General features: G+C 38.6%; 18 protein-coding genes and 2 pseudogenes. 18 read left to right on the top strand and 2 right to left on the bottom strand.

Annotation, left to right across the window (positions count from 1 at the left end; genetic code table 11):
- Positions 1-46: 46 nt before the first annotated feature.
- The 6 genes from S4054249_RS07475 to S4054249_RS07500 all read left to right on the top strand — a co-directional run bounded on the left by S4054249_RS07475 (position 47) and on the right by S4054249_RS07500 (position 7,087).
- Positions 47-736 (top strand): hypothetical protein, encoded by a 690-nt coding sequence (locus tag S4054249_RS07475; RefSeq protein ID WP_069949048.1) that lies wholly within the window; start codon positions 47-49, stop codon positions 734-736.
- Positions 733-1,359, top strand: coding sequence for a hypothetical protein (locus S4054249_RS07480; protein ID WP_046355166.1), 627 nt, complete (start codon positions 733-735; stop codon positions 1,357-1,359). The genes S4054249_RS07475 and S4054249_RS07480 overlap by 4 nt, the downstream gene beginning before the upstream one ends.
- 292 nt (positions 1,360-1,651) lie before the next feature.
- Complete coding sequence (locus tag S4054249_RS07485; RefSeq protein ID WP_069949049.1) at positions 1,652-2,083, top strand: hypothetical protein; 432 nt, start codon at positions 1,652-1,654, stop codon at positions 2,081-2,083.
- On the top strand, positions 2,084-5,200 hold the full coding sequence (locus S4054249_RS07490) for an RHS repeat domain-containing protein (RefSeq protein ID WP_046358471.1): 3,117 nt from the start codon (positions 2,084-2,086) through the stop codon (positions 5,198-5,200). It begins immediately after the preceding gene.
- Positions 5,197-5,604: a hypothetical protein gene (locus S4054249_RS07495; protein WP_046358472.1), complete on the top strand. Its 408-nt coding sequence runs from the start codon at positions 5,197-5,199 to the stop codon at positions 5,602-5,604. Before S4054249_RS07490 ends, S4054249_RS07495 begins: the two co-directional genes overlap by 4 nt.
- A 511-nt stretch (positions 5,605-6,115) precedes the next feature.
- Positions 6,116-7,087 (top strand): transposase, encoded by a 972-nt coding sequence (locus S4054249_RS07500; RefSeq protein WP_069949084.1) that lies wholly within the window; start codon positions 6,116-6,118, stop codon positions 7,085-7,087.
- A 402-nt stretch (positions 7,088-7,489) separates the two neighbouring features.
- On the opposite strand, the gene S4054249_RS07505 is transcribed toward S4054249_RS07500, so the two are convergent.
- On the bottom strand, positions 7,490-8,032 hold the full coding sequence (locus S4054249_RS07505) for a hypothetical protein (RefSeq protein WP_063881417.1): 543 nt from the start codon (positions 8,030-8,032) through the stop codon (positions 7,490-7,492).
- A 1-nt stretch (position 8,033) separates the two neighbouring features.
- A complete protein-coding gene (locus tag S4054249_RS26875) occupies positions 8,034-8,681 on the bottom strand; it encodes a hypothetical protein (RefSeq protein ID WP_069949050.1) in 648 nt (215 codons plus the stop codon).
- A 288-nt stretch (positions 8,682-8,969) separates the two neighbouring features.
- On the opposite strand from S4054249_RS26875, the gene S4054249_RS07515 reads away from it, so the two are divergent.
- The 12 genes and pseudogenes from S4054249_RS07515 to S4054249_RS25835 all read left to right on the top strand — a co-directional run.
- Positions 8,970-9,398, top strand: a complete 429-nt coding sequence (locus S4054249_RS07515) for a hypothetical protein (protein WP_052960894.1) — start codon at positions 8,970-8,972, stop codon at positions 9,396-9,398.
- 502 nt (positions 9,399-9,900) lie between these two features.
- The gene (locus S4054249_RS07520) at positions 9,901-10,872 is read left to right on the top strand and encodes a transposase (protein ID WP_069949051.1); all 972 of its coding nucleotides are present in this window, start codon (positions 9,901-9,903) and stop codon (positions 10,870-10,872) included.
- A 305-nt stretch (positions 10,873-11,177) separates the two neighbouring features.
- Positions 11,178-11,390, top strand: coding sequence for a hypothetical protein (locus S4054249_RS07525; RefSeq protein ID WP_046358674.1), 213 nt, complete (start codon positions 11,178-11,180; stop codon positions 11,388-11,390).
- Positions 11,391-11,509: 119 nt separating this feature from the next.
- Positions 11,510-12,481, top strand: a complete 972-nt coding sequence (locus tag S4054249_RS07530) for a transposase (protein ID WP_069949085.1) — start codon at positions 11,510-11,512, stop codon at positions 12,479-12,481.
- A 198-nt stretch (positions 12,482-12,679) separates the two neighbouring features.
- Positions 12,680-13,063, top strand: coding sequence for a hypothetical protein (locus tag S4054249_RS07535; RefSeq protein WP_046354321.1), 384 nt, complete (start codon positions 12,680-12,682; stop codon positions 13,061-13,063).
- Positions 13,064-13,252: 189 nt separating this feature from the next.
- Positions 13,253-14,134, top strand: coding sequence for a hypothetical protein (locus S4054249_RS07540; RefSeq protein WP_046354322.1), 882 nt, complete (start codon positions 13,253-13,255; stop codon positions 14,132-14,134).
- 119 nt (positions 14,135-14,253) lie between these two features.
- Positions 14,254-14,826 carry a Mu transposase domain-containing protein gene (locus S4054249_RS07545; RefSeq protein ID WP_430522138.1) on the top strand — a complete coding sequence of 191 codons (573 nt, stop codon included), beginning with the start codon at positions 14,254-14,256 and terminating at the stop codon, positions 14,824-14,826.
- A 53-nt stretch (positions 14,827-14,879) separates the two neighbouring features.
- A pseudogene (locus S4054249_RS07550) lies at positions 14,880-15,035 on the top strand (transposase); the annotation flags it as partial.
- A gap of 326 nt (positions 15,036-15,361) precedes the next feature.
- Positions 15,362-17,962 carry an RHS repeat-associated core domain-containing protein gene (locus S4054249_RS07555; RefSeq protein WP_069949053.1) on the top strand — a complete coding sequence of 867 codons (2,601 nt, stop codon included), beginning with the start codon at positions 15,362-15,364 and terminating at the stop codon, positions 17,960-17,962.
- Positions 17,963-18,903: 941 nt separating this feature from the next.
- On the top strand, positions 18,904-19,509 hold the full coding sequence (locus S4054249_RS07565) for a DUF4329 domain-containing protein (protein WP_063881429.1): 606 nt from the start codon (positions 18,904-18,906) through the stop codon (positions 19,507-19,509).
- 1 nt (position 19,510) lies between these two features.
- Positions 19,511-19,846, top strand: coding sequence for a hypothetical protein (locus tag S4054249_RS07570; protein WP_046355108.1), 336 nt, complete (start codon positions 19,511-19,513; stop codon positions 19,844-19,846).
- Positions 19,847-20,352: 506 nt separating this feature from the next.
- Positions 20,353-20,505: pseudogene (locus S4054249_RS25835) on the top strand (transposase); the annotation flags it as partial.
- Between the last annotated feature and the right edge of the window lie 62 nt (positions 20,506-20,567).

Here is a 20,567-nt window from a genome sequence, read left to right on the forward strand (position 1 = left end):
ATGACACCCATTCCAATTTGGGGCGTCCCTGATAGGTACAGCCTCAATGGTTTATATGAATGGGTGTCATCTCAAAATTTTTTCGTTTGGTCATGGGTTTGTGAGTGCAGGTGTAACCAAAGGTGCTGGCGGTGCATTTTTACCTGGTGGTGGCTTAAAGCTTAATCAAATAGCCAAAGGCACAATTATTTCAGCGGTAATTGGTGGTACAGTATCGCAGATAACTGGTGGGAAGTTTGCTAATGGCGCTCGTACTGGGGCAATGCAGTATGTGTTGAATCAGGTCAGTGAAAGCTGGAAGCAGCACTTCAATGGGTCAAGCCATGAAAACAAGAAGTCTAAAATTATTGAACTTTCTATAGAATTGGCTGGAGAAGCATCTAATAACATTGATATGTCAGGAGCTGTTTCGACTACACTGCCTGATTGGCTGTATAAAATGGTACGGGGATATAAAATTCACAGAGAGTTCTCAAGGCTAATTGATTCAACTGGGATTGATGGTTATAGGGGGGAAGGGCCAAGTTATCTGCTGGGCTTTGAGGCGCCCTGGGCAACTTCGGGTTCCAGCCGGCCTGACGCAACATGGGGGCCAGAGGCAGAACCGCATCTTGCATTTGAATTAAAAACCGGTATACCAGTAATTTATCCATACCAAAAACTTCAATATAAGAAAAACTTGCCCAGTGCTACAGAATTAATATTAATTATGCCGGCTACAGGTGGAATCCAATGAAAAAGAAAATAATTACACAACTGATTAAAGACACCGACATGTTTGTGGACAACTTTAAAAAAGGAAAAACTTGGATGCTAGCACTAGACTCAGCAACTAAAAATGTCAGAGGAGGGGTAGGGTTTAGTGAGTACTCCTCTGGCACCAAATTTTTTTACTGGGTTTTTCCTGATATATGCTTTCCATTTATCTTTCCGTACTCAGTACAAATAGATGTGGATATTTCAGAAGCTGAAAGAGCATTGTATTTGGACAAGAGCTCATCATCATCAGACCAAGAGTTGACAAACTTTCTTGTGGGAAAATGTGAAATGATCAGAGATAAATTACGCCTAGATTATCTTAATATCGCAGGTCTTCTATCAGCTGATTATGATAGGCTATCTAGCTTCGCTAAAGCTGATTATCTTTTACTTAAATTTTATATCGAAAGGGACTTTAATGTTATTCTTGAAGCAGAGCCCTTAGTTCAACGGTTAAACCCGCATAATCCGAAAACAGTTAAGTTTATAGAGTTTGTCCAGTTTCTTAAATCTCGCGATGAATTAAAAATTCTCGAGGAAATAGAGTCTTTCAGAAAAGAAAATGAAAAAGTCTGGCAATCTCATTTTGAGAATAGCTAATTTTAGGAGAATAAACATGACATATATGGACACTCCATTTATGTCAAGTTAAGCAAATCTATCGGGGCAGTTTTTACTGCCTCGTTATCGTTATTTTATTCCCTACTAGCCGCATTTCGAGGTAAAATACGAGGTAAAATAAACATGACACCCACCTCAATTTGATACCTACAATGGGTTTGGTGAATTAATAGAGCAAGAAGACGCTAACGGAAATGTTCATCTATTTGAATACGATGAAGTTGGTCGTAAAACATCTCACAAAGTCAACGCGGTTAATGTTGCTACATGGGTGTTCGATAACACGAAAAAGCATCGCTTAGCCTATGAATATACGAGTGATTGGTTAAAAAGTTATATTTACGATGAGTTTGGGCGGGGCGTTGCCTCAGTCACAGACTTTGATAGTTCGGCACTCGATTGTAAGAGTGTGGACCATGTGTCGTATGAACCCTCAAGCAAAGATGTTCGAATATCCGCAACCCTCGCATCCGTGAGTGCCAGTCACTGTGTTGTGCAGCTGACGACATTTGATGAGTTTGGTCGCGTATTCCAACAGTTTGATGATTATCGTCGCCTTAAGCAGAGAAATGAATACATAGAAGCACAGGGTGTTCATTTTACCTATCACGCTGGTCAGGTTGTCAAAAAGCAAGAAGCGCGCGAGGGAAGCAATGGGGCAGTCTATTATCAATTTTCGCAAGAAGATGATACAAAAATATAAATGACACCCATTCCAATTTGGGGCGTCCCTGATAGGTACAGCCTCAATGGTTTATATGAATGGGTGTCATCTCAAAATTTATGTTCGTACAATGACAGAGATCTGGAGATAAGCAGGACGGAAGCGTTAGGGACAGATATTGAACGCGCGACTTTAACGGAATGGCATGACGTATACCCGATAAAGAAACTTATCCAAACAGAGAAAGCTAAGCAAGTGTTTGAATATTCGGATTCAGGTTTACTGTTGAGTCATACAACATTCGATTTGACTGCAGAGCAAAGCTGGTTGCAAAATCTGATGGAAGTATTTCCGAGTCGTACGACTCACTATGATTACAACTCAAGAGGTTTAGTTGTTGAAGTAGATGGGCCGCGTACGGATGTGGCTGACGTTACGACGTACGAATATGATGAATTGGGTAACCAGATTTCAGTAACGAATGCTCTGGGACATAAAACTGAAGTGACTAAACACAATCCATCCGGGCGTCCTTTAGTAATTACTCACGCGAATGGCTCTATGACTGAGCTTACTTATAACGAGAGTGGCTGGGTCAGTAGCAAAACTAAAGTTACATCTGTTGATGCCAAAGTTGTAAAAGCTACCACGTTCTATGAGTATGCCAATAGTGGTGACAATCTAGGACAAGGCCTGATTAAGCGTATCGTATATCCTAACGGCGGTGTAACAGCATATACCTATGATGAAGCTTATCGAGTCAAAACCATGAGCAATCACCTAGGTGAAAAGGTTGAATATGTCAGAGATCTTGAAGGCAACCCAATTAGGACGAATGTGTTTAGTCACAGTGGTGAGCTAGTAAAGCAACAGCGACAACAATTTAATGAACTGAGCCAATTAATTGCATCAGTTGGAATGAACTCCCAAGTTTCCTACCAGTACAATGGAAATGGACAGGTGACCTCAACGACAAATGGTCTGGGTAATACGACACATCATGCGTTTGATGCTTTAAACAGGCTTGTACAAACAACCGACTCAGACGGTGGTGTAGTTCATCAATACTATGATACACAAGATAAAGTTACCCAAGTAACAGACCAGCGTGGATTAATCACAGAGTACCAATACAATGGCTTTGGTGAAAAAGTTAAGCAGATAAGTCCTGATACAGGTACTACCGTGTATAAACATAACGCTGCGGGCTTAGTTATCGAAAAAGTTGACAACGCAGGACAGGTGGTTAGCTATGAATATGATGCTATTGGGCGGGTCACTCATATCCACTTTGCTGGTGCTGCTAATGAAGATATATTTTATCAGTATGATGAGCAGGTTTTCGATAGCGCGCAGCCTCCAGCGGTATCGGGTGCAATAGGAAAAGTAACACGCATTCTCGATAACAGTGGCGATAGCCAATACCAGTACAACGGACAAGGCTATCTAACTTCGAAAACCTACCAAATCGAAGGCAGGCAATATAGCCAAGGCTTTAACTATAAAGATAATGGGCTGTTAGATTCTCAGATTTATCCAAGTGGTATGGTTGTTAGATATGGCTATGATGAGGCTGGACGGGTCAATACACTCTTTAGTAATTCACTTGCAGGCAACACAACCACCTTGGTTGAAAATGTAGAATACCTCCCATTTGCGGAGCCTGAATTGATCTCCTATGGGAACGGTATTATGCAGCAAAACACTTATGATACAGATGGGCGAATGGGAGAGATCCTACTTACAAGTGGATTAAATATCTTGCTAAATCGCCATTATGTATATGATGAAGCAAATCAAATTACCAACATTGTTAATGTTAAAGATGATACCCTTTCTGAGTACTTTGAATACGATAACCTAGACAGGCTAATTTTTGCTTCAGGTGATTATGGTCAACTGAGCTACGATTATGACCAAGTTGGTAATAGGCTTAATCGCAGATGGTTGTCAAAATACAGTGAGTTGCTGGAAGACGAAAGTTACCAATATGCACTCAACAGTAATCAACTTGAGCTAGTTTTGCCGATTAGCAAACCTGAACGGGTGTTTGAGTACAATGTTAATGGCCAGACAACGGTGGATACCTTGAATGGCAAGTCACTTGTTTATAACGCAGCAAATCGGTTAAGTGAAATTACCTTTAGAGATGGTTCACAAGTACAGTACGTATACAACGCAAAAGGGCAGCGGGTTGCTAAGGTTCAGACTGCTTCCAACGGTGAGAAAACCACGACACATTACCACTTTGATCAAAATAATTTACTCATGGCGGAGTCCAATGCACAGGGGGAGCCACTTGTAGAATACATATATTTGAACAAGCAACGTGTTGCAAGAATCAGGTATATGGGCAGTTCTCATGTGGTTGACTACGTGCACAATGATCATTTAGGGTCACCGATGGTGCAAACTGATATCTCTGGTAAATTAACATGGCGAAGTAATACACTGCCGTTTGGGCAAAGCTACAAAGCCACAGTAGCACAGCAAGGTTTTGGATTCCCAGGGCAGTATCATGATGTTGAATCTGGCTACAGCTATAATTATTTCCGTGATTATGATCCGAGTATTGGGCGTTATATTCAGTCTGATCCTATTGGAATCCATGGCGGGCTAAATACATACAATTACACAAATGGCAATCCTATTTCGTTGTTTGATATCTATGGCTTAGCATGGAGCAATAGTGAAGCTTTAGATCACTTTAGAAATAGAGGAGATGATGTTACTTTACGCCAAATTGGTCATTTATCAACAATCCAAGGAACATCAGAGTATGTTGGACTGGCAGGGCGTTTTTCTAAGCAAATATACGCAAAGGCATATAACTTAGCTCAAAATAGCGCACCAGGTACATATAACTTGAATGTAAGCTTTAAGAATAGCTATGACTTTACACTTGATAAGTTTTTTATTGGTTCTGCAACAATAAGTGGAGAGTTTTTAGGTATTTTAGATGTTACAATGGACGGCCGATTCTCATACTCTGGAGTTACCGATTTCCAATTTTTTGATGAGTTTACGGATCCATATGATCTTATTGACAATGATATCTTTGGTCTCGCACCTCCGATTTGGAATCCTAATGGGGAACCCTATGATATTACCGATAGTTGGTCTAAAAAATATAAAGGTTCAGGGAGTTGCAAATGACAAAAGTTAAACTTTTTATTATATCGCCTCTAGCTATATTGTTTTGTTTGGTTTTGTATCTCATATTAGATAAGAGTTATTTATTTAATGGAGTTATTGTAGGTGATGTTTGTATTAGCCAAAAATATTTCCAATCGAATTATGATCTCGTTAATTGCGAAAATGAAACTATGTTAGTCGAGAATGTTAGAGCTTGGATTGTCGAAGGTGAATACATATATGGTGCAAATAAAGAGGATAGTTATTTTATTATGGAGATTTACTCTGAAAGAACTGATTACTTTAAGTCAATAATTGAAATAGATCAGTTTCTTTTGGATCTGGGGCTGCAGTCGTATGACTTAAATTCAGAAGAGAACATATCACATATAAAAGGCGTTGATGGAGTGGAAAGAAAATACTAAAGGTTATTCTAATTTGAAGAAACAAAAGACACCAATCCTAAGCCCCAGCATTTTGCTGGGGCTTTTTTGTTTCTGGTCGCGTTTCACCGATTTTTTGGTCACGCCTATTTGACCTGTGTGGTCGCATCTATCGACTTTCTGGTCCAAGTGGAGTGCTATATACAATTGTATATAGCGGTGTATGTGACCAGCGGTGTCACTTTACTGTTGCCATGAAGTCGATTAGCCGCGACCACGTTGGTCAATCAAATTCAACCAAAACGGGTTGGTCAGTTGTGAGGAAGTGATAATTTGGGGTACAACTGACGGTTTGGAAAAAGTTGTAAGTATTCTGCCAAGTCAGTTTTAAATCTATGACTTAAAGGGAGTTGTTCTTTGTATGGTTTTGCTCTGATTTCGTTCAGATTCTTTGTTAGCCAATAACAAATAAACATGACACCCATCTTAATTTGGGGATAGTGTAAGAAGCCGTCTATGCTTTAATGAATGTTAAAGTATGGATGGCTTTTTTATGGCAATAGCAAGGAAGAGACAAATAAGCTTGGTGGATACCAAGTACTATCACTGCATATCACGATGCGTAAGGCGCGCATTTTTATGCGGAGAGGATAAAGTAACGGGCAAGTCATATGAGCACCGAAGAGGCTGGGTTGAAGAGAAGCTGTTACAACTAGCCAAGGTGTTTTGTATTGATATTTGCGCATATGCAGTGATGAGTAACCATACCCATATTGTTTTGTATGTTGATGATAAAAAAGCAAAACGTCTAAATGATAAAGCTATTTTGATTCGTTGGCATAAACAATTTAAAGGGACTTGGCTGACTCATAAGTTTGTCAGTGGAGAGTCACTGACCAATTCAGAGCGTTGTTTGCTGTCAGAGCTGATTGATAAATATAGAAATCGTCTAGCGGATATCAGTTGGTTTATGCGTACACTCAATGAAGACATCGCACGCAAAGCCAATAAAGAAGATGGTTGCACAGGCCGTTTTTGGGAAGGGCGGTTTAAATCACAAGCCTTGTTAGATGAAGCCGCTTTAGCAGCATGTTTAGCGTATGTGGATTTGAATCCTGTTAGAGCCAAAATGGCTAAGACCCCAGAAGAGTCAGACCATACCAGCATTAAAAAACGTATTGAAACAGCAAAAGTAGGTAAGCAGCCTAAGTCACTCATGCGTTTTGCAGGCAACCCAAGAAAACACATGCCAAAAGGCCTACCATTTGAATTCAAGTATTATGTTGAGCTGGTTGATTTAACAGGTCGATGTATTCGTGAAGACAAACGCGGATTTATTACAGATTCTCAACCAATCTTAGCAAGGCTGAATATCCAACCAGAGAATTGGTTAAAGCTTACTACCCAGTTTACGAGCGTGTTTAAAGGGTCAGTGGGCAGGCCAGATGCAAAGCAAAAATACTGTGAACACCTAAAGTTAAAGCGACGAGGCAATTTAACGCAGTGTAGTGAATTACTCGCTTAGTCTTTAATATACATTAACACCCCAATTTCAACGTAGCTTGTAAAAGCTATGCGCTTAGTCATGTCTAAAATCCCTGCAAAAATAACAACCTCAAAGTAAAGTACCTCTATAGCTTAAGTGAATTAAACACTTTTGAGTGGTTTGTTTATGTTTTGAAATTCACAGTGGGGAGTTGTGGTATAAATAGAGATGGGTGTCATGTTTAATTTTACACAAAAGATCAGAAGTTCAATTATTTAGGAAACAAGACCCTTTTCAGTTGGATTCAGGCTCACTGAAATGCGACTGATATTTAGCAAGATAAAAGTAAAAAAGTAAAAAAGTAGTAATAACTACCCAATCGAACTTTCTTAATTTGGGGTAAAGGAGTGACATATTTATCACATTTGCTTTACCCTCAGATTAATACTCTATCCTTGAAAGAATATCTAAAACCCCCTTTTCATCAAACTCACCTGTTATTTGATAAATCATATCACTATCTATTTTATTTAGATAAACCCTGTCATACTCAACATTACTCCCTGTGATAGTAAAAGCGAATAAATTGCCTTTTTTATAAACTTTCATCTTATTTGATTTATCTATATCAAACGCTTTTTTTATTAGCCCCAAATTATCAGTTTTTAATGTGCCTTCATACAAGCTCAAAAAAAACTCATGCACAGTCAGGTTAAATTTCTTATGGAGATTTGAGATTGAAATATCTGGAGGGTTAAGACCAATCGTTAATTCCTCACCATTATTGAGTATGGTTACCGTTTTTTCAGTCAACCCAAGAAAGCTTATTCTTTCTAAGTTGCTTTTCAGTGGGCAAAAAGATACATCAACAATATTTAACTGTAAGGTACCTGTTGAGCACTTTAATTTTGGGAATTGCAATATAGCACTTGCAAGTGCATTGCTAGATATAATCAATAATAAAAAAGAAATTATTATGTTCATTTTATATGCCTGATGCTGCAATCTGTAGTTTAGTCCTATAGTTACGAACTACCTCTTTAGCACACGTTAATGATTGCTTTGATTCTATCTGCCTTAAAACACTTTGAGAAAAGTTTTTTACGACCCAAGATATTGTTGCCTTCCCTCCACTGGGCCTTGGAACCCAGTTTAATGCAGTTGTGCATTTCTGAGTTGCAAAGATCATTTCACCAAAGACTTTAGCTACACGATCATTGACATCGCCTTTGAACGTAAGATTTAGCCCTGCGCCTTTGTAAAAGGTATTTATAGCGTTTTTTACTGATGTATCGTCTGTCATATTAAAATTCCTTTTCAACTTAAGTAGGATATAAAATTCTTTAAATCCACATATAAATAATACATATATTCCAATCCAAAACAACAATTGACACCAAGGTGGTCTTGAATCTTCTTCATTTTCCCCCAACCAAATGTGAACGGTCTCATCGTTAACAGACAATTCAATGGAGTACATATAATCATGATTAATAGGAATACTTGGATTGAAGCCATACTTTTTGAACTCAGCTTCTATGAACCATTCAAAAACTTTGTTTGAGCATGCTAAATTTATCGACGAAGGACGGAAAAAACGTAAAAATGAAAACGTAAAAATGGACAGGCACATTTTTAAAAGCGAAGCAAATTTCGAGATATCATAAAAAATATAAATTAAATATAAATGACACCCATTCCAATTTGGGGCGTCCCTGATAGGTACAGCCTCAATGGTTTATATGAATGGGTGTCATCTCAAAATTTACTATGATGTTCAACAAATATGAATGGTTTAAGTATTCATACTTATCTGGCATGAGACCGGGTAAACCAATTGTACCTGCTTTAATTGTGAGATCTAGAACTGCATCAAAAATTCAGGTGTGTGAAGGGAAGTGTAACTTTAAATAGGTTAATTATGAGTAGAATTTACCAACTTAAAATGATATTAGCTCTCTTGTTGTTAGTATCATTCATTAATACAAAAATAGTCAGTGCTTCTGGCCCTGATATTGGATTCATTTCAGTGTCTATATATGCATTGTTAGCTACTCCTGATAAGTATCATGACAAAAAAGTTCAATTTATAGGCTTTTTAAATTTAGAGTTTGAAGAGAACGCAGTTTATGCACATAAATCAGATTTTGAACAAGCGATAATGAAAAATTCTATTTGGGTAGATATCAAGCCGAATAGTAAAGAAAAAAGTAAGCGAGGGTATGTGCTTATTAGAGGAATATTCAAAGCTGATGAATTTGGTCATTTTGGGTTGTTCTCTGGAGCCATAAGAGATATTGAGCGACTTGAACCGCATAAAAGTAGGATACAATTAGAATCTGAACTGTAGAATGCAGGTGATATATGGACGTTCCATTTATGTCACTTTAAACATTAAAGACACTTAACATAAGGCCCCAGCACTTGCTGGGGTTTTTCTATTTCTGGTCACGTTTCGCCGACTTTCTGGTCACGCCTATTTGACCTGTGTGGTCGCGTCTATCGACTTTCTGGTCCATGTGGAGTGCTATATACAAGTGTAAATATTAGAAATATAAATGACACCCATTTCAATTTGGTGATAAAAATAAAAATAAAAATAAAAATAAAAATAAACATGACACCCATCTTAATTTGGGGATAGTGTAAGAAGCCGTCTAGGGAAAATACATGTGACACCCATTCCAATTTGGGGGTAGTGTAAGAAGCCGTCTATGCTTTAATGAATGTTAAAGTATGGATGGCTTTTTTATGGCAATTGTGAGAGATTAAGAAGACACCCAACTTAAATTTGGCAAAAAACTGAGTGTCGCCTATCTTTAAATAACGGTTAAAAGTTAGGCGTTAAAATCATGGCAACAGCGCGAAGTCGGCAAGTTAGCTTGGTGGATACCAAGTATTATCACTGCATATCAAGATGCGTCAGGCGCGCGTTTTTGTGCGGAGAAGATAAAGTAACGGGTAAGTCTTATGAGCATCGAAGAGGGTGGGTTGAAGAGAAGCTACTACAACTTGCTAAGGTGTTTTGCATTGATGTATGTGCTTATGCGGTGATGAGTAATCATACGCATATTGTTTTGTATGTAGATGATAAAAAAGCAAAAAGATTAAACGATAAAGCCATTCTAATTCGCTGGCACAAGCAGTTCAAAGGCACTTGGTTGACGCATAAGTTTATCAATGGCGAGTCACTGACTAACTCAGAGCGTTGTTTACTGTCAGAGTTAATAGACAAATACCGAACACGACTAGCGGATATCAGCTGGTTTATGCGAACGCTCAACGAAGATATTGCGCGTAAAGCCAATAAAGAAGATGGTTGCACAGGCCGCTTTTGGGAGGGGCGTTTTAAATCACAGGCCTTGTTAGATGAAGCCGCGTTGGCAGCGTGCTTAGCATATGTTGATTTAAACCCAATCAGAGCAAAAATGGCAGATACTCCTGAAGAATCAGACCACACCAGCATTAAAAAGCGCATTGAAACAGCAAAAGTAGGTAAACAACCTAAGTCACTCATGCGTTTTGCAGGCAACCCAAGAAAACACATGCCAAAAGGGTTACCGTTTGAATTTAAATATTATTTAGAGCTCGTTGATTTGACAGGGCGTTGTATTCGTGAAGACAAACGCGGATTTATTACAGACGCTCAACCAATCTTAACCAGACTTAATATCCAACCAGAGAATTGGTTAAAGCTCACCACTCAGTTTACCAAGGTGTTCAAAGGTTCAGTGGGTAGGCCTGATGCGAAACAAAAGTATTGCGAGCACTTAAAACTAAAACGACGAGGCAATCTCACTCAGTGTAGTGAATTGCTCGCTTAGTCCTTCATATACATTAACACGCCAATTTCAACGTGACTTTTAAAAGTTACGTGGTTAGTCATGTCTGAAATCCCGACAAAGTTATCAAGTTAAGCAATTTATCAAAGGCTCAAAGCGAATTGAGCAACTTTTAGTAGTTTGTTTCTGCTTTGAAACATGTCGAGGGGTGGTTGTGGTATAAATACAGTTGGGTGTCAATTCATTTACCATTCTTCAATTCGTTACTATGATGCTTCTACGATGTCACCAGAAACCATGATAGTTAATAAAGGTCTTAGATTTGGTGTTTCTAAAGGAAAAGAGTTATGTACAAATTGTTTTTAATGGTTTTTCTATCTATATCAATGAGCTGTCAATCAGGTAGCAGTCTTGAAAAGATACAGAGTGGGCCAAATGATTTATTAAATTTAATATATGAAGGTGCTGATAGTGATATTGGTTTATCAAGCCCTCATAGGTTTTCTGTAAAAAAAATCGAAAACAAGGATGTATCATTTCATACTTTAAATAACAAATAAACATGACACCCATCTTAATTTGGGGATAGGGAAAATACATGTGACACCCATTCCAATTTGGGGGTAGTGTAAGAAGCCGTCTATGCTTTAATGAATGTTAAAGTATGGATGGCTTTTTTATGGCAATTGCAAGGAAGAGACAAGTTAGCTTGGTGGATACCAAGTACTATCATTGCATATCACGCTGCGTAAGACGTGCGTTTTTATGTGGAGAAGATAAGGTAACAGGTAAGTCGTTTGAGCATCGAAGAGAGTGGGTTGAAGAGAAGTTATTGCAGCTAGCTAAGGTGTTTTGTATTGATATTTGCGCATATGCAGTGATGAGTAACCATACCCATATTGTTTTGTATGTTGATGATAAAAAAGCAAAACGTCTTAATGATAAAGCTATTTTGATTCGCTGGCATAAACAGTTTAAAGGGACTTGGCTGACACATAAGTTTGTCAGTGGCGAGTCACTGAGCAATTCAGAGCGTTGTTTGTTGTCAGAGTTGGTAGACGAATACAGAAAACGCCTAGCGGATATCAGCTGGTTTATGCGAACGCTTAACGAAGATATAGCACGTAAAGCCAATAAGGAGGATGGTTGCACAGGCCGTTTTTGGGAAGGGCGGTTTAAATCACAAGCCTTGTTAGATGAAGCCGCTTTAGCAGCATGTTTAGCGTATGTGGATTTGAATCCTGTTAGAGCCAAAATGGTTAAGACCCCAGAAGAGTCAGACCATACCAGCATTAAAAAACGTATTGAAGCAGCAAAAGTGGGTAAACAACCCAAGTCTTTACTGCGTTTTGCAGGTAACCCAAGAAAACACATGCCAAAAGGCTTACCATTTGAATTCAAGTATTATGTTGAGCTGGTTGATTTAACAGGTCGACGTATTCGTGAAGACAAACGCGGATTTATTACAGATTCTCAACCAATCTTAGCAAGGCTGAATATCCAACCAGAGAATTGGTTAAAGCTTACTACCCAGTTTACGAGCGTGTTTAAAGGGTCAGTGGGCAGGCCAGATGCAAAGCAAAAATACTGTGAACACCTAAAGTTAAAGCGACGAGGCAATTTAACGCAGTGTAGTGAATTACTCGCTTAGTCTTTAATATACATTAACACCCCAATTTCAACGTAGCTTGTAAAAGCTATGCGCTTAGTCATGTCTAAAATCCCTGCAAAAATAACAACCTCAAAGTAAAGCACCTCTATAGCTTAAGTGAATTAAACACTTTTGAGTGGTTTGTTTATGTTTTGAGATTCACAGTGGGGAGTTGTGGTATAAATAGAGATGGGTGTCATGTTTAATTTTTGTGGTCCAGATTATACTTTAGGAAATAAAGTATGGGAGCTGAAGCCAATTAGCTACTCCAGTGGCCCTTTGAATGTCCTTGCTGAAAACCAATTGTCAAGTTATACATCAGGCGGATCCCCATTTGTTGCTGGTACGGGTGTTGAACTCCTTGGTACAGACTTAATGGGAGCCGGAGCAATGTTTTTTGAAGATGCATACTATGAAATAGTTTTGTATGCGAATGACCACAGTGGGGTATTCTATTATGATGCACATAAGATGACAGCGCAAAATTTGTTGAACTATCAGAGAGCAGTTGATAAAACTGTTCCTGCTATCAACAGTGGCAGTAACCAAAGTAGTATCCGATCTTGCCCTGTTATTAATTGAAAATTATAAAAGCTTTGGAAGGATAGTATGGTTTAGTTACATAACTTTATTATCCTTCACTATTTTTTAGCTAGTACTTAAATTTTAAGGGTTGAAGGATAATCAATAATATGACTGTAAATTTCAGTCGAGTAATAAATGTTTTTTCTTTTAGCCTTGATATTATTTAGAATGAAAGTGGGTATGTGAATGAATTTGAATAACCTCCTATATTATCACCATAAATTATCAGATTTTTTTTTGCCATTAATTGATGATGCAAAGGCAAGAAAAAACCAACTTCTAGAGCGTGGAATATCTAGCTACATGTTGCTAGATGATGCCTATAAATACCTTATTGATGACTTTAAACTGGATGAGAGTGCTCATCAAAAATACAAAATAGAGGATACTAAAGTTAGAGCATCTATGGGAGGATATACCTCTCCTTTCATTAATGAGCTAGAACTACGCTGTAAAGATAAGTATAAAGAAAGTAAAGATCCATTAGATCTAGTCTCTTCTGAATTACAAAAGAAAATTCGTTCTATTAGCCAGAGTGAACACTATACTGACTGGTATCAAAAAACATTAATAGATTATGAGGAAATGCTTCACAGAAGCGGAGTAGTTTTCTTAGAAGGGTATGATAAGAAATTTTGTAAAGATAATATAATAAAGTTGCTCTCTGAAACTCGACTTGAAGCTTATGGGTTTACTTATGATCGAAGCCTATCCAATAAAAAAGTACATATTATATCAAAGCATCTAACAGATTATTATAAGGTATGTTTGATTTTTCGTGAAAATAAAAATTGCTTCAGAGGAGTTGGTATAACTTCACATTTTGGTATAATAAATAACTCTAATCGGGGGGCAAAAACAAATATACCAAAATCACTAGTTCAGTTTGAATTATGGAATTTCTTTGGGATACTTTCTGCTCCATTTGTCGAATTGTATAACTATTGTATAGATGAAAGTGATCTTCTTTATATTGTTTATGTTAATCTAATTATGTTCGAAATATTATTTGAAGATATAAGTGTAAATAAATTAGAGGGTATTGTGCATAATACATTTTCCGTGTGAGATGTAGTATAGAAGGTTTAAATAATTCAAAGTGCTAGTTTGAGTTGGACCGCTCAGTTTTGATTAATGAATATCAGCACATCATTTATCAGAAATTATTAACGGTTCCAAAAACATACTTGATTTCATATGGAGGGCATCTTTATTCTGTACCCCATAAGTATATTGGAAAGCGGGTGGAAATACGCGTGTATGAAAATGGTCGAATGGATATACTCTACCAACATAAACTCGTTACCCAACACCAAGTAAGCAAGCACACGAGTGGCGCGACGATTGTTCGAGAACATATGCCTATTGCCCACCAAAGGGATGCTGAAAAAACAAAAGAGTTTTTTGTTGCTTGGGGGCATGAGATAGGTGCTGCTGCTCAACAGATGACGCTAAAGCAATATGACTTTACCAGAAACACGCGCTCTCGACATATTGGTAAGCGGTGCATAGCGCTTCAGAAATGCTGTAATAAAGTTGGTGCTGCTGTTTTTGAAAGGGCCTGCGCTTATGCACTGGAAAAGCAACAATATCATCCTACTTACGTCGATATGGTCGCAAGGGCAAGGCCATGGGAGTTTTTAGCCGAAACAAAACCTGGGTTCAAACACGATAACATTCGTGGACCTGAATACTATGGAGGCTCTTCTCATAGGAAAATAAACAAAATAAACATGACACCCATCTTAATTTGGGGATAGTGTAAGAAGCCGTCTATGCTTTAATGAATGTTAAAGTATGGATGGCTTTTTTTATGGCAATTGCAAGGAAGAGACAGGTTAGCTTGGTGGATACCAAGTATTATCACTGTATATCACGATGCGTAAGACGCGCATTTTTATGCGGAGAAGATAAAGCAACGGGTAAGTCATTCGAGCATCGAAGAGAGTGGGTTGAAGAGAAGTTATTACAAAAATATAAATGACACCCATCTTAATTTGGGGATAGTGTAAGAAGCCGTCTATGCTTTAATGACTGTTAAAGTATGGATGGCTTTTTTTATGGCAATTGCAAGGAAGAGACAAGTTAGCTTGGTGGATACCAAGTACTATCACTGCATATAAAAAAATAAACATAAAAAAATAAACATGACACCCACCTCAATTTGATACCTACAATGGGTTTGGTGAATTAATAGAGCAAGAAGACGCTAACGGAAATGTTCATCTATTTGATTACGATGAAGTTGGTCGTAAAACATCTCACAAAGTCAACGCGGTTAATGTTGCTACATGGGTGTTCGATAACACGAAAAAGCATCGCTTAGCCTATGAATATACGAGTGATTGGTCAAAAAGTTATATTTACGATGAGTTTGGGCGGGGCGTTGCCTCAGTCACAGACTTTGATAGTTCGGCACTCGATTGTAAGAGTGTGGACCATGTGTCGTATGAACCCTCAAGCAAAGATGTTCGAATATCCGCAACCCTCGCATCCGTGAGTGCCAGTCACTGTGTTGTGCAGCTGACGACATTTGATGAGTTTGGTCGCGTATTCCAACAGTTTGATGATTATCGTCGCCTTAAGCAGAGAAATGAATACATAGAAGCACAGGGTGTTCATTTTACCTATCACGCTGGTCAGGTTGTCAAAAAGCAAGAAGCGCGCGAGGGAAGCAATGGGGCAGTCTATTATCAATTTTCGCAAGAAGATGATGCTGGGCGTGTGACTCACTACAATAAAGGTCGCTTTGCCATGTCGATTGGTTACAGTGATACCGGCTTTTTGAGCACTTTAAATGTAGGGGGCAGCCATGAGTATATTCAATCACATAGCTATGAATTTGATGGACTGGGTAACCTCACATCCAGCGCATTTACTTTAGATGGTGGGGCAATTGAAGCCACTAGATTTGAATATGACTCGCTAAACCGTGTTACAACGGTGGATGGGAGCGTGGCATTTGCTTATGATGCAAACGGTAACCTCACTGCAAAGTCTGGTTGGACGCAGCACTATGATGGGGCCAAGCCACATGCGATTTCAAAGCGTGTGAAGGGCAACCAAATAGAAGTGTTTGACTATGACAGCAATGGCAATCAAATCAGCGCGGTGATGACCAACCATGGCGTGACTGCGTCTCAACGCAGTGTGGCGTACTCTGCACGCAATAAGGCCACGGATATCACAGTCAACGGTGAATTGGTTCAGTTTAGTTATGATACCAATAACCGACGCTTTAAACGTGTTGAGCACAATAAAACCATTTACTACGTCGGCGCACTTGAAATCGTCAAAGAGCGTGGTTCAGAGGCTTTATCTACGCAAACGTATATTCGTCGTAATATAGGTAATGACGCGGTAAAAACGTACCATGAAAATGGCCAAGAGAGTGTGCAATGGTTATTTACAGACCATCAAGGCTCGGTTGTTGCAGTCGTCAATAACGGTGGCAAGCTGTTAAAGCGCTTTAGCTATGATGTATTTGGCAAGCAGTCAGAAGTACCTGTGCCAAACAACGAGTTAGACAAACAAAACTGGGCCCTTGAAACAGGTCTGTTTTGGACTGTCGCGAGCAATCAAAGGGCGTATACAGGCCATGAACCGGTCAAGTTTGGTGACGATACCCGCATCATTCATATGAATGGTCGGATCTACGATGCAGACACCGGCCGATTTATGCAAACAGACCCGTTTGTGCAAGCGCCAAGTAATTTGCAGAACTATAACCGATATAGTTATGTGCTGAATAACCCGCTGTCGTTTACGGATCCGAGTGGGTACATTTTTAAGCCGCTTAAGAAGGTACGAAGAAATCTTATAAGAGCACATGCAAAAGTATACGGCCCAGAAGTAACGAATACGCTAGGGAATCTAGCATCGGCCGCTTGTGGTGGGGCAGTAGGTATTTGTTCAGCATTTTGGAACTATGAGTTTACGCGCGCAATGGGCGGCTCTTCGTCACAGGCGTTTAAGGCTGGAATAATCGCAGGGGTGACGGCTCAGGCTTTTTATGAAGTTGGGGAGCATTTTAAAGCGTTAGGTGATTACAATAAATGGCACGTTAATAGTGATATGCTAACAGAGTTTGGTGGTAACTTATTAACAAGCGGCCAAATAGCTGGCCAAATTTCGGCTCATGCAGTTGTTGGTGGTATTGCGTCTATAGCTAGCGGAGGACAGTTTGGTCATGGGTTTGTGAGTGCAGGTGTAACCAAAGGTGCTGGCGGTGCATTTTTACCTGGTGGTGGTGGCTTAAAGCTTAATCAAATAGCCAAAGGCACAATTATTTCAGCGGTAATTGGTGGTACAGTATCGCAGATAACTGGTGGGAAGTTTGCTAATGGCGCTCGTACTGGGGCAATGCAGTATGTGTTGAATCAGGCGGGTTCGCCTTCTAATTGGAGTCGGGCGAAGAAGTTTATAGGTCGGTGGTGGTCTATTTTTAAAGCTGAAGCGCAAGTTGTAGGAGGAGCCACTCAAGTAGTTTCAGGTTCACTTATTGGTAAGAGTGTTGCTGGGGCTCCGTTAGGAGGGTTACTAATAATGCATGGAGCTGGAAATATGCAGGAAGGGTTAATGACAATCGGCGATTTATCCGGATTGTATCCAAATACACCAGAAAACTTTGCTAAAAGTACTTACATTGAAATCTCACCTGAATATGGTGAATTGGCTTTCTATGCAGCGGATATTGGAATTACGCTGGCTAGTATGAAATATACGCCTGAAATCTTTGCACCATTAGAAGGTGGAGCTATTTATTACCATTCACCTGCCAATTCATTAGAAGCGGTGTCAATATATGGAGCAATGAGTACGCCGTTAATGGTTAATGATTTATATTCGATAAAACAAAACCTAGAGAATATAACTAAGTTGAGCAATGGGAATTAATATGTACGAAGTTTTTGTAATTTTGATAGCTGTAATTTTAACTTGTACACATTTTTTCATTAAAATATTATGGAAAAGAAAACGCTATAATTATCTATACCTCATACAGTTTTTTGCATTATTTTCGAGCTTTTCTATTGCAGAGCATTTTTTCGAAAAACCTGGATTACAGTTTTTTATAGGAACAGCGGGATTTTTTCTTTTTGTTGTTAACCTATTATTAATGGTTGCGCGAAGAAAAAGTTGAGGAAGTACAAATACCAAATGAAAAATATAGGTGATCCCCATTCTAATTTAAAGAAATAAAAGGCATCAATCCAAAGCCCCAGCACACTTGCTGGGGCTTTTCTGTTTCTGGTCACGTTTCGCCGATTTTTTGGTCACGCCTATTTGACCTGTGTGGTCGCGTCTATCGACTTGCTGGTCCATGTGGAACGCTATATACAATTGTATATATCGCTCGATAGGACCAGAAAAGTCAAAGTTGTATGACCATAAAGTCAATTTTTCATGACCAGCTTTATCAGTACATAAGACCAGATTAGAAACATTAGTGTAACAAGCTTGGATGAGGCTATAAAAAAATATAAAAAAAAAATATAAATGACACCCATTCCAATTTGGGGCGTCCCTGATAGGTACAGCCTCAATGGTTTATATGAATGGGTGTCATCTCAAAATTTGCTGTGAACACCTAAAGTTAAAGCGACGAGGCAATTTAACGCAGTGTAGTGAATTACTCGCTTAGTCTTTAATATACATTAACACCCCAATTTCAACGTAGCTTGTAAAAGCTATGCGCTTAGTCATGTCTAAAATCCCTGAAAAAATAACAACCTCAAAGTAAAGTACCTCTATAGCTTAAGTGAATTAAACACTTTTGAGTGGTTTGTTTATGTTTTGAAATTCACAGTGGGGAGTTGTGGTATAAATAGAGATGGGTGTCATGTTTAATTTTATCGAAAGTGACTGGTGGCAAGTTTGCTAATGGTGCTTTTAGTAGTGCATTCTCGGCTGCATTGACAGCAGATTGGAGTGGTGGTAAGTGGCGAAAAAGAAACCACCAATTAAATTCTTCTGAAGCTCCATCAGAATCTCAAGTTACTCTGAGCAAACAAGATTTAAAAGCAAGAGAGGCATTAGAAATTGCGAATAAAAAGTCAATAAAAGATAATCTAGAATATGGGGGCATTATTTATGTGGAAGATGGAGAGTATCATTATACGACACCTTTGCAAGGAACTGATCAAGGTTTTGACTTAAACAAATCTTTAGCGTTAGTGCCTGAGGCTGCTATTGTTGTGGGTGATTATCATACACACGGTGATTACTCTATATATAATCGTAAAACAGGCCAGGCGATAAGAACAAGCGACCCTAAACGTGATCATTTTAATTCAGATAATTTCTCTACTCCAGACTTAAATGGTATTAGAAATGATGCAAGTATTGGGGGGATTTATAGAGGATACCTAGGGACTCCTAGTGGAAGATTACTAGCTTTTGATCCATATAAAAATATTGTTTATGGGCTTAAGGGGAATTAAGGTGAAGGTATATATTAGAGTAATTGTGTTATTGAGTTTTTTTATTTCATTTGCAGGTGTTTGTGATGTTACAAAGGAAGATAAAATGGAGAGGGTTATTAAAATATCTGGTGGAGAATTAAGAGCTTTGACGGTGGCTGTAAAAATATTAGAGGGGTATGAGCTAAGTCTGCTTGACTACCATATCACTGTTAATACTAATTCAGATGAATATATCATTGTATTTATGGACAAAAATACAAAAAATAGTCAAAGGGGAAGTGGTAACAGTGTTGGCGTGGAAGTTCATGTAAGTACAGTGGATTTTTCAATAATGCATAGTCAGTTGGTAAGGTGAAGTTGGTTTTCTTCACTTGCTGGGGCTTTTTTGTTTCTGGTCACGTTTCGCCGTTTTTTTGGTCACGCCTATTTGACCTGTGTGGTCGCATCTATCGACTTTCTGGTCCAAGTGGAGTGCTATATACAAATGTAAATATCGCTCGATAGGACCAGAAAAGTCAAAGTTGTATGACCATAAAGTCAATTTTTCATGACCAGCTTTATCAGTACATAAGACCAGATTAGAAACATTAGTGTAACAAGCTTGGATGAGGCTATAAGGTTATTCGATGGCTGGGTGTTCGAAATTTATTTAGGTGCTCTGTTACTATTTTTAGTTCTGGAGAATTGCTTCTATTACTGCGATCGAAAAGAGTCATCTCAACCTCTATCTGATGGATTTTTTCAGTATTACGTCTGATGAAGTCTATAAGAAAAAATAAACATGACACCCATCTTAATTTGGGGATAGTGTAAGAAGCCGTCTATGCTTTAATGATTGTTAAAGTATGGATGGCTTTTTTTATGGCAATTGCAAGGAAGAGACAGGTTAGCTTGGTGGATACCAAGTATTATCACTGTATATCACGATGCGTAAGACGGGCATTTTTATGCGGAGAAGATAAAGCAACGGGTAAGTCATTCGAGCATCGAAGAGAGTGGGTTGAAGAGAAGTTATAAAATAAACATGACACCCATCTTAATTTGGGGATAGTGTAAGAAGCCGTCTATGCTTTAAT

Source organism: Pseudoalteromonas luteoviolacea (genome assembly GCF_001750165.1).
Classification (GTDB): domain Bacteria; phylum Pseudomonadota; class Gammaproteobacteria; order Enterobacterales; family Alteromonadaceae; genus Pseudoalteromonas; species Pseudoalteromonas luteoviolacea_G.